Genomic DNA, 10,263 nt, shown 5'->3' with positions numbered 1-10,263 from the left:
CTACATAGAGGCGGTTTTCGGTTGAGGTTACCCACTGGCAGAACCGCTCCCAAGCGCTCGCGTTGGAGCTTTGTTGAAGAGTTGTGGTCATGGTTATATGATTGCTATGTATTTTTCTAGGTTCTATGTTTGTGGCGGTTTGTTTCCGTCCACATTTATAAGTTAACCCATTCTTTGAGTTTTGTAAAGGGTTTTCAGAAAAATTTTTTTTCTGAGGTTCTCTGAAGGGCTTCCCAAGCTTGGAGTACAGTCTATGATTTGCCTACACTAGAGTCAGACTTAGGAACCCAACAAATGTTAAGAACTGTAACGTATAGCCCCGCCTATACCCTAGTGCCGACCTATGAGTGCTTTAATCGGTGTACATACTGCAACTTCCGAGTGAGTCCCGGTGAAGAGAGCTGGTTAAGCCTGGGGGAAGCGCAACATATCTTAGAGTCGTTATCAGAATTGGGGATTAGCGAGATATTAATCCTCAGTGGTGAAGTCCATCCGGATCATCCTAGACGCAGATCTTGGTTAGATCGGATCGCTGCATTGGGTGAGTTGGCACTCTCCTACGGTTTTTTGCCCCATACTAATGTAGGGCCGTTGAGCTTTGAGGAGATGGCGCGCTTAAAAGAAGTTAATGTTTCCATGGGATTAATGGTAGAACAGGTGTCTGGGCGATTTTTGGAAACGGTTCATGTTCATGCACCAAGTAAGGAGCCGAGATTAAGACTAGAGCAGTTAAGATGGGCGGGAGAACTGAGGATTCCCTTTACGACGGGGATTTTGGTGGGAATTGGGGAAACGCAAGCAGAGACAGTGGAGAGTTTGGAGGCGATCGCCCAAATTCATCAGAGCTATCATCATATTCAGGAAGTCATCCTTCAACCCTACAGTCCTGGAAGCCAACAAACCAGCACCTTACCGGGATTTGACTTAACTCAACTGCCCCCTCTCGTTACCCTCGCTCGTCGCATCCTTCCCCCAGAAATCACCCTACAAATTCCCCCCAACCTAGTCAATCACCCCCACATTCTCTTATCTTGTTTAGACGCAGGGGCAACCGATTTAGGCGGACTTAGCCCCAAAGATGAAGTCAATCCCGACTATCCCCATCCCTCTCCCCCCTATTTACAAACCCTTCTAGAACCTCACGGATGGCATCTGCAACCGCGCTTACCCCTTTATCCCCAATTTGACTCCTGGTTATCCCCAAAGTTGAAACGAGCAGTTCAGAGCTGGCGAGAAAAAATTCCCCTTAAGGTCTAGCCAAAGTTAACTGGATTCTGTTACTCTAGAAAGAGTGGGCAAACACGGCGACATAGCCAAGCGGTAAGGCCGAGGTCTGCAAAACCTCTATCCCCCGGTTCGAATCCGGGTGTCGCCTTTAGAATGAGACATAAATAGCAAGAGCAGGCGATCGCATAACTAGGGTTATAATGACAACCATTTAACCGGACTTGAGATCGCCTGCATTTTCACCAACAGAAAAGATATCATCAAAACGGTTGGGCTAAACCAGAGCCAACCCAACCTACAAAAGCACAGAATTTCTCTCAATCAAATCGTCACCACACCATTCACATCACCCGCAACCAAAGCAGTTGTTCTAGCTAAATCACTAAAGTTACCTGTCGCAGTAAGCGGATTACCACTTAAGTTAGTAATGGCCAAGCTTCCTGCATTAGCGACTAAAGCATTATTAGTAACTGTGACATTAGCCAAGCTACCTGTACCCGCTCGAATAGCCAAACCATTGAAGCTAGTGCTGACATTGTTATTTGTAACATTGATGGCTGCACCAAAAGCTCCATCTCGTAAACGAATTCCACCATTGTTAACATTACTAGAAGTATTGGCATTAGTAATTGTGTTGTCAGAAATCGTTACATTTTGAGTCGTAAATCCAGCAGTAAGATTAGCAAGTTGAATTGCCTCTTCTGTTGTATTGGTAATACTATTGTTAGAAATTGTCCCGCCCACAATGCCACTGACCTGAATACCTCGGCTTGTAGTTCCAGTAATATCCTGAATTTCGTTATTCTGAATAGCCAGATTTGTAACACCTACCAAGAATATCCCATCCTTATCTGAATTTCCGCCAGTGGTCGTTACATTGCGAATCAAGTTATTCGATATGCTCAAGTTTTCGGTATTGTTTAACGCTGGATTGGTTTGGACAGGATTGAAAATCGCTTGTTCGTTCGTCACATTTTCAATGATATTGTTGGTAATGATGGTGTTATTTCCAGCATTTAAGGTATTAATCCCAGTAATGTTATCCGGGGGGTCAATGAGAAAACCATCAATTTCGACGAGACCTGTGCCTGGCCCTAGAGCGTCAAAGGCAATAGAACCTACCGGTGTTCCTGTAATATTTGCTTCTGGATTACGAGCTGCATTTCCAGCCACCCCTGCGTTGGGGCCTTGCAAACGGATAGGACGGTTAATCGATACAATCTCCGGATAATTTCCTGCCCTTACCACGACAATTCCGGGGTTAGCATTGGTGGCTGGGGGAGGTGCATTATCACCACCTGCCGCTTGAATGCCATTGTTAATTTGGTCAAAGGCGTTTATCCCAACTACCGCTTGACCCCCTTCCACTGTTGAATTTGCAGTTGTATAGGCATCATCAACATAAACCGTTTCGTTATCATAAATGGTGGCTTGACCAGTATTGGGTGTACCGAGAACATACGCACCACTGGCAGCTAGAGTTACATCAACTGTTGTTGCACCATCAAATAACAAATCATCAATGGGAGTAACGGTAATGACTGCTTGGGTTTGACCCGCAGGAATGGTAACGCTACCACTGAGGGATTGATAATCTGTACCATTAACTGCTGTGCCACCCAATGTATAGTTCACGCTAAGATTGGTTGCTATATTCCCTCCTGTTCGAGTTACGGTAAATGTAGCAACATTAGAACTATTATTTTCTGCGGCTACACCATCAATCAGCTCTAAGGTAACTGTTGGTTGAGGAATGGGAGTACCTAAAAAATTAGCGCTTGATAGACTATTAGGAGTAACACCAACAAGGGTCATTAAGGCAATATCTTCATTGGTAAAACCAGCAACTCCATTTCGCTCAATGTAAATCAAAGAATCGCTAGTTCCGGTAATGTAAGTTGCACCGACAGTCGAGCCAACACCACTGCCAATATTAACCGGAAGACCTCCAAAGATTAAAGACACTGGACTGGGTGGATCTTGAGTATTATCTAGATCGACATTTGGAACAACAGTAGTTCCTATTTCAATTTGGTCTTGATTGACATCAAACGCAAGAATATAATCAGCTTCAGATTGAGAAACTGCGGGAGGAACATTGCTAATATTTCCTACAGTTGTGGGTGAGAGATCTAAAATAGAATTCAGATTATAGACAAAGCGATCTGTTCCATCTCCTCCACTGGAGCCATTAAAACCACTGAGAGTGTCACTACCAACGCCTCCTTCAATGGTATCTTGGTCATTTCCACCAACGATACTATCATTACCCGCACCCCCAAGAAGCGTATCATTTTGGTCTCCACCTAAGACCGTATCATTATCATTTCCACCATCGATGAAATCGTGACCAATACCACCAAGAACACTATCATTTCCTGCCTCACCTTGGATACTATCTTCACCATTACCACCGTCAATGGTATCGCCACCTGAACCCTCTGCACCACCTGCAATGCTGTCATTTCCATTACCACCAACGATGGAATCTCGACCAGAATCATCGGTTCCACCACGGATAGTATCATTGCCATCTCCTCCGATAAGAGTATCTCCAATAGCATTGGAACCTTGGTTTCCACCTTGGATGCTGTCGTTACCCTCCCTACCATCGTAGTAGTCTACTCCAGTAGCTCCTACTGAAGCACCCAAACGACCGATAGTATCATTACCAAATCCACCGTTTATGGTGTCATTGCCTTGAACAGCGTCATCACTTGAAGGAATGATGGAATTGACTAGACTCGCGTCAACGTCCAGGTAGTCATCGCCATTACCTCCCCAAATACTGTCATTATCGCGACCACCAGCAACGGTATCGCTACCACCAACAGTAGTACCCGTATTAGAGTCAACCCCTGCGAAGATAGTGTCATTTCCGTCTCCACCTTGAATGGTATCGCGACCCAATACTCCTCCAATGAGAAGATCATTACCTGCTAGTCCATCAAGATTGAGGTCAAAGTTTAAGATGACTTTTGCTGAATTAGAGGTCTGGTTTGTGGTCGCGTTTCTGGCCGTATAGTCAAATCCTCCTGGGTTTAAGATATTGGGGATAAATGAGATCGTATTACCAGCTAAATCAACTGAATTACCGAATGGATTGCTGACACTATCAACCACCAGATTATTATTCGGTAAATCATTGGCTAAGATATCAGCCGTATCAATGGTAATGGGAACAGTATTACTAGCGTTAGCCTGTTGAGGAAGAGAGTCATTACCGGATGTCCCGGTTACGGTTGTCGAAAAACCACTTAAGGTATCTGGATTAGCCTGTAACGGGATAGAAGAGGGCAACTGTACAATTGCCTCAGCCAAGGCAAACATATTAGCCCGTTTATACCAAGTATCAGTATTGGTAACATTATCATCTTCATCATCCCCATCAAAAATGGGATCGCCAGTCTCTTTGAGCATTTGTTCAAACTCAGCAGGGGTCAATTTCCGACCTAGAGTTTGCATCGCCAACTGTTGCGCCAAAACTGCCATTCCTGCCACATGAGGAGCCGCTTGTGATGTACCACCATAACTAGGAAAAGAGGTTCCCATTGGACTTGCTCCAGCAATAAATGCTCCTGGTGCAAAAACAGTAATTAAATTGGGATGACGTTGAGAAAATGGTGTAATTTGATTAGGAGCAGTAGAATTAGAAACTGCTCCACCAAAATGCGGAAACTCGTATGGGCCAACATTTTCATCATAAACTGCTCCAATGGAAAGGCTATTAGGATCGGCAGCAGGATAACCTACACCAGGCTGGCTATTATTAATTTTAAAGTCATTCCCTGAAGAGGAAATAACAAGCACATTTTTTTCTGCTAGTTTTTGTAGTTCATCAGAAATGGGGCCATTAGGAATGAGTTGGTTATAGTTGCCTCCACCTAATGACATATTTACACTAGCAATATTGTACTTCTCTACATTTTTCCAAACCCATTGTAGTCCTTGTTGAATAGCACCCCATACATCATTGTTCTCGGTATCACTAAAAACCTTGAAGTTGATTATATTTGCCCCTGGTGCTACACCAGGGTATTGGCTGTCTGAAGAGGCAATAATACTGGCAACATTAGTCCCATGACCATCATAATCTGAAGCGTCTGGATCGCTGTCAGCATAATTCTTTTCATAAACAACTCGACCTCCAAATGCAGGATGATTTTTGTCAATACCGGTGTCTAGTACAACAGTGCTAAAGTTTGTACCATTGACACTATTAAAACGTGGATCTGATGTGAGGTTATTTAAACCAATAAGGGGGCCAGAAAGATCAGTATCTAAGTCAACTGGCAAATTGGAAATAGTTGTAGTTACTCCAGGAATTTGTGGGGTGATGCGAGTGTTCAGGAGATAGTTGGTGGGAGCGTCGCTGGTTATGCGAAGGCGATAGAGTCCATCAGGGAGTTCTCCGGAGATGACGGAGGTGTTGTTGGCTAGTTGTCCGTTGAGGACGATGTTACCTTCTTCATCTAGAACATCAACGGTGGCTAAGGCGGTGAGTCCGGTTAGGGATAACTCGAAGGTGTTGGTTGCGCCGAGGCTGAATTTGTAGTAGTCGGCAACATCGCTTCCGCCGACGCTTTGGGAGAAGGTGCGGGTGGTAGAAGCGAGGGAGATGCTGCTGGCGGTTTCTAGGGTGTTTCCGGGATCGGTTTCTATGGGGGTGACTTCAGCCGCAGGTGGGAGGATGGAAAGGCTCGGTGCGGGAGAGGGAGAGGATGGGGGAATATCGGGTACGGAAGGCGGGGGTGAGGGAGCGGGGATGTTGAGGAGGAGGTTGGTGAATTGGGATGCCTCAAGGCTGGTTGCGTTGATGCCTTGGAAGATGCCGATAATGGCTCCGGTGGTGCGATCGCTCACCACACTATCTTCTCCCCGTTGACTCACCTGTAAACTATCAAACGTGACTCCAGGAGCCAAGCCAATCTTATCCTGTCCTGGAGTAAAGTCTAGGATGACATCTTCTCCACTACCTAAGACAAAGATATCTTCGCCAGGGCCGCCTACTAGGGTATCGTCGCCTAAGTCGCCGTAGAGGATGTCGTTGCCGCGATCGCCAGAAACCCAATCATTTCCCTGTCCGCCACGCACACAGTCATCCCCCTGACCGCCATGTACCGTATCATTGCCCAAATTCCCATTCACATAGTCCGCATCTGGATTGCCGACGATCAAATCATCATCCTGTCCTCCCCAGATGCTATCTGCACCCCTTCCGCCTAAAAGGACATCATTTCCCTGATTACCATAGAGTTGATCATTGCCCGTATTACTAGCAATAATATCTGCGCCTTCTAATCCCCAAACGATATCATTTTCTTGGGTTGTTACAATTAAGTCATTGTCTGGTGTTCCGAGGCGAATCATGGTTCTGGTCTCCTGTATGGGTAGATGTTAGACCTTGTAGGCTAAGGCTTTGAGGAGAAAAAGAGGAGAAATCAGAACCGTTCTGATTTCTGCACCTCTTGCGTTTATGTCTTCGTGTCTCCACACTAACTAATTTAGTTCATCTAATAGCAAAAGACTTAAAAATTAAGATAAATTACTATTTTTAATAGACTTTTTTTGGCCAAATTAATAATAATATCAGATTGAAGCGCAAAAACTGACTCACTTTGACTCATTTTTTGGAGACCCTGCCCCGATCGCCGAGGGGTAAATGTAAATTTATGTAACAATTTCGTCCAAAGCGCATAAAAACCGAGGCTAAAAACTGAGAACCCTATGGAGGGGTAATGCACTTCTCCAGTTGTTGCGATCGCAAGATAGGGTTATGACAGATACGCTAAAAGCCTCGAAAGCAGGACTAGACCTCGTTTCTAAAGCCATTCGCCAAAAAGAATGGACAAAAACTCAAACCGCTCTCTGGTGGACAGATGCCCAAACCTCCCAAGCCACCCTACGCAGATTTTGGCGTAGAATTCCGATTAATCGACAAACCTTTCAAAGTATCTGCCAGGTGGCGGGAGTAGACTGGGAGAAAGTGGCAGAAATTGAAGATTTACCCAATGAAGATAATCCTCAAAGTTCCCTGATGAAGTTGAGTCTGATGGACTGTCTCCTCATTCTCCTGCTGCTGAAAACCTAACTCTGGAGATGGTAATACAATAGAATATCTGGATTGAGTTCCTCGGAGGTTTTTCTCGTTTTGACAGATGCTTGTTCTCAAGATCCCGGCTCTTCTTACCGTGTTTCCCCTCCCGGACAACCCAACAAATCGCCGAATTTTGGCGATCGCCTTAAAGCCATTTCCTCCAAAGTTTCCCAGGCAATGGGCTTTGAATGGATGTACTTTCATCTCAATTACTCGGACTGTGTAGAACTCTATGCACCCGAACCCGTGGTTGCTGCTTATATCAACGATCACCCCAGTTGGTTTACCCGATGTGCCCTCCCTATGAAAGCCATCCCCATTGGGGAGAGGGGCTATGATTTACTCATTGGTCGTTATGGAGCCTTGCAATTTGAAGTCGAAGTCAGAATTGGACTCGAACTCATTCCCCGTGACGAAGCCGGAGTTTATCGCATCTCTAGTATCGATCTGCCCGACTATACCCCCCCAGGCTATCAAGTCAACTTTCATGGGCAATTTTACCTGGCGGAAGTGGCCTGTTGTCCTACTCCCGAATATCTTCAGGAATTACAAACCTATCTGATCTTACCTTCTCCCCTACCGGAAGTGATGACGCGCTGGGAATGGAGTCTAGACTTAACCGTAGGCGTGAAATTTCCCCAGTTTATCCATCGCTTACCCCAATCATTGATCCAAAGTACCAGCGATCGCCTCCTCCAGCAAATTGTCCGCGAAGTTTCCCGCCGTTTGGGTAAAAAAGTACAACAGGACTTTCATCAAACTCTGTCAATGAGGCAATAGGGAACAGGCAATTTCCCCGCGTCCCCCACTCCCCCATTCCCCCACTCCCCCATTCCCCCACTCCCCCATTCCCCATTCCCCTACCCCAACCCTGCCATCCTCTGTCAGAATAGAATAAACTGCGACTATTGTTTGCTCTTCCGGCCATGGCCTACTGCTTAAACCCCAATTGTACCCACCCCGAAAATCCACAGAATGCAGAGGTCTGTCAAACCTGTGGAAAACCCTTAACTGAACTACTTAGGGGTCGATATCGAGTCCTCAAACCCCTGGGACGGGGGGGGATGGGTCGTACTTACCTGGCTGTGGATGAAGACAAACTTCGTAGCTTCTGCGTCATTAAACAATTTTCTCCCCAAATTCGAGCGACAGGAGAGCGACGGGAAAAATCAGTACAAAAATCTACGGATTTGTTTTACCAAGAAGCCATGCGCTTGCATGAGTTAGGGGAACATACTCAAATTCCTACCCTATTAGCCTATTTTGAACATCAGGAACAGTTATATTTAGTTCAACAACTGATTCGCGGCCCTACCCTATGGCAAGAACTCAAGCATCAAGGCGCTTTTAGCGAAAAACAAATCTGGGATCTACTCGAACAACTATTGCCCGTTTTACAGTATATTCACGATTATAAGGTGGTGCATCGAGACATCAAACCCACCAATATTATTCGCCGTAAACAAGACCAAAAACTGGTGTTAATTGATTTTGGTATTGCTAAACAGTTGACGGCAACAGGAATGGCTAGGGTAGGGACAAAAATAGGGACAGAAGGCTATGCTCCCATGGAACAAATTCGTAGTGGTCGTGCCTATCCAGCCAGCGATTTGTATAGTTTAGGGGTGACTTGTATTCATTTGTTAACGGGGTTATCTCCTGATGAATTATTCGATCCCTTAACGGGGAATTGGTTATGGCGAGAAACGCTGAAAGAACAGGGGACGGTGATTAGCGATCGCCTGGGGCAAATTTTAGATAAACTACTCAAAGATATTGTCAGCGATCGCTATCAGTCAGCCCAGTCCGTGATTGCGGATATGAACCCCGTACCCAGCCCTCCCCATGTGATCTTACCCCAAGGGTATGTCCTGCCTCCTCTATCACTTCAAGATTGGCATTGTGTTCATACCCTGCATCACCACAATGGCAAAATTCAGGATCTGGCCATCCATCCCCAAAGCAATCTAGTCGTCAGTTCCAGTGATGATAAAACCCTCTGTTTGTGGCGGTTGAGTGGATCGAAATTAGAGAAAGTTTCTCTCCTGTCTACCTTAACCGGCCATGAAGCTTCTGTAGGAGCTGTTGCCATTCATCCAGAAGGTGAATTATTGGTCAGTGGCAGTCATGATAAGCGGATTTTGTTCTGGCGTTTACCCCAGTCAATTGATCGAGACATGATGCACACAGAACCCATTTTGGTTTTAAACGATCATCGCGATTGGGTGAATACTCTTGCTTTTAGTCCCAGTGGCAGTTTATTAGCCAGTGGGTCAAACGATAAAACGGTGCGAGTACGCCAGTTAGCGGTTACTCCCGATGGTGAATGGGAGCAGTTACCCCTGTTAACTTTAACGGGACATACGGATGGTATTAATGCTTTAGCTTTTAGTGCTGATGGTCACTGGTTAGCCAGTGGGGGAGAAGATCGAGTGGTGAAGGTTTGGGATGTAGAAAATGGAACTCTGCATCTGAGTTTACCCCGCCATGCCCAACGGATTAATGCTTTAGCTTTTAATCCCCAGAATCAGATGTTGGCTAGTGGGAGTGATGATGGTACGATTCGCATCTGGGATGCCCTTAAAGGCCATCAAATCCGCACGTTAACGGAACATGGGGATTCGATTTTTGGCTTAGTCTTTAGTCCAGATGGTCAGGTGTTGTTTAGCAGTAGTCGCGATCGCACCATTAAAGTCTGGAATGTAGAGAAATGGAAAGTCATTTCTACCTTAGACGATCACTCCTGGTGGGTCAAGGCGATCGCCCTCAGTCAAGAGGGTTTAACCTTAGTCACCGGTAGCGGGGATGCTACGATCAAGATTTGGCGAAAGGGGTAATATCAAGTCCGATTGTTCATGTCCGCGAAGCGGAAATACCATGATTAAAAACTTAGGGAGCAAGAGATTAAAAACTTAGGGAGCAAGATGCTCCCACTCCAG

At 45.6% G+C, this 10,263-nt stretch carries 5 protein-coding genes and 1 tRNA gene; 5 read left to right on the top strand and 1 reads right to left on the bottom strand.

Annotated features, from left to right (window positions below):
• The first annotated feature begins 294 nt into the window (after nucleotides 1–294).
• Nucleotides 295–1,257 carry a 7,8-didemethyl-8-hydroxy-5-deazariboflavin synthase subunit CofG gene (cofG, locus tag PMG71_RS04875; protein WP_283752521.1) on the top strand — a complete coding sequence of 321 codons (963 nt, stop codon included), beginning with the start codon at nucleotides 295–297 and terminating at the stop codon, nucleotides 1,255–1,257.
• A 46-nt stretch (nucleotides 1,258–1,303) separates the two neighbouring features.
• Nucleotides 1,304–1,375, top strand: a tRNA-Cys gene (locus PMG71_RS04870).
• A gap of 173 nt (nucleotides 1,376–1,548) precedes the next feature.
• Here PMG71_RS04870 and PMG71_RS04865 read toward each other — a convergent pair.
• Nucleotides 1,549–6,597 (bottom strand): S8 family serine peptidase, encoded by a 5,049-nt coding sequence (locus tag PMG71_RS04865; protein ID WP_283752520.1) that lies wholly within the window; start codon nucleotides 6,595–6,597, stop codon nucleotides 1,549–1,551.
• A 406-nt stretch (nucleotides 6,598–7,003) separates the two neighbouring features.
• Here PMG71_RS04865 and PMG71_RS04860 point away from each other — a divergent pair, with 406 nt between their 5' ends.
• The 3 genes from PMG71_RS04860 to PMG71_RS04850 all read left to right on the top strand — a co-directional run bounded on the left by PMG71_RS04860 (nucleotide 7,004) and on the right by PMG71_RS04850 (nucleotide 10,161).
• A complete protein-coding gene (locus PMG71_RS04860; RefSeq protein ID WP_283752519.1) occupies nucleotides 7,004–7,318 on the top strand; it encodes a hypothetical protein in 315 nt (104 codons plus the stop codon).
• A gap of 60 nt (nucleotides 7,319–7,378) precedes the next feature.
• On the top strand, nucleotides 7,379–8,104 hold the full coding sequence (locus PMG71_RS04855; RefSeq protein WP_283752518.1) for a DUF1997 domain-containing protein: 726 nt from the start codon (nucleotides 7,379–7,381) through the stop codon (nucleotides 8,102–8,104).
• Nucleotides 8,105–8,250: 146 nt separating this feature from the next.
• Nucleotides 8,251–10,161: a serine/threonine-protein kinase gene (locus PMG71_RS04850; RefSeq protein WP_283752517.1), complete on the top strand. Its 1,911-nt coding sequence runs from the start codon at nucleotides 8,251–8,253 to the stop codon at nucleotides 10,159–10,161.
• The last annotated feature ends 102 nt before the right edge of the window (nucleotides 10,162–10,263 follow it).

This window comes from Roseofilum acuticapitatum BLCC-M154 (assembly GCF_030068475.1).
In the GTDB taxonomy this organism is placed as follows: Bacteria; Cyanobacteriota; Cyanobacteriia; order Cyanobacteriales; family Desertifilaceae; genus Roseofilum; species Roseofilum acuticapitatum.
This window is presented reverse-complemented; position numbering and strand designations above follow the sequence as displayed.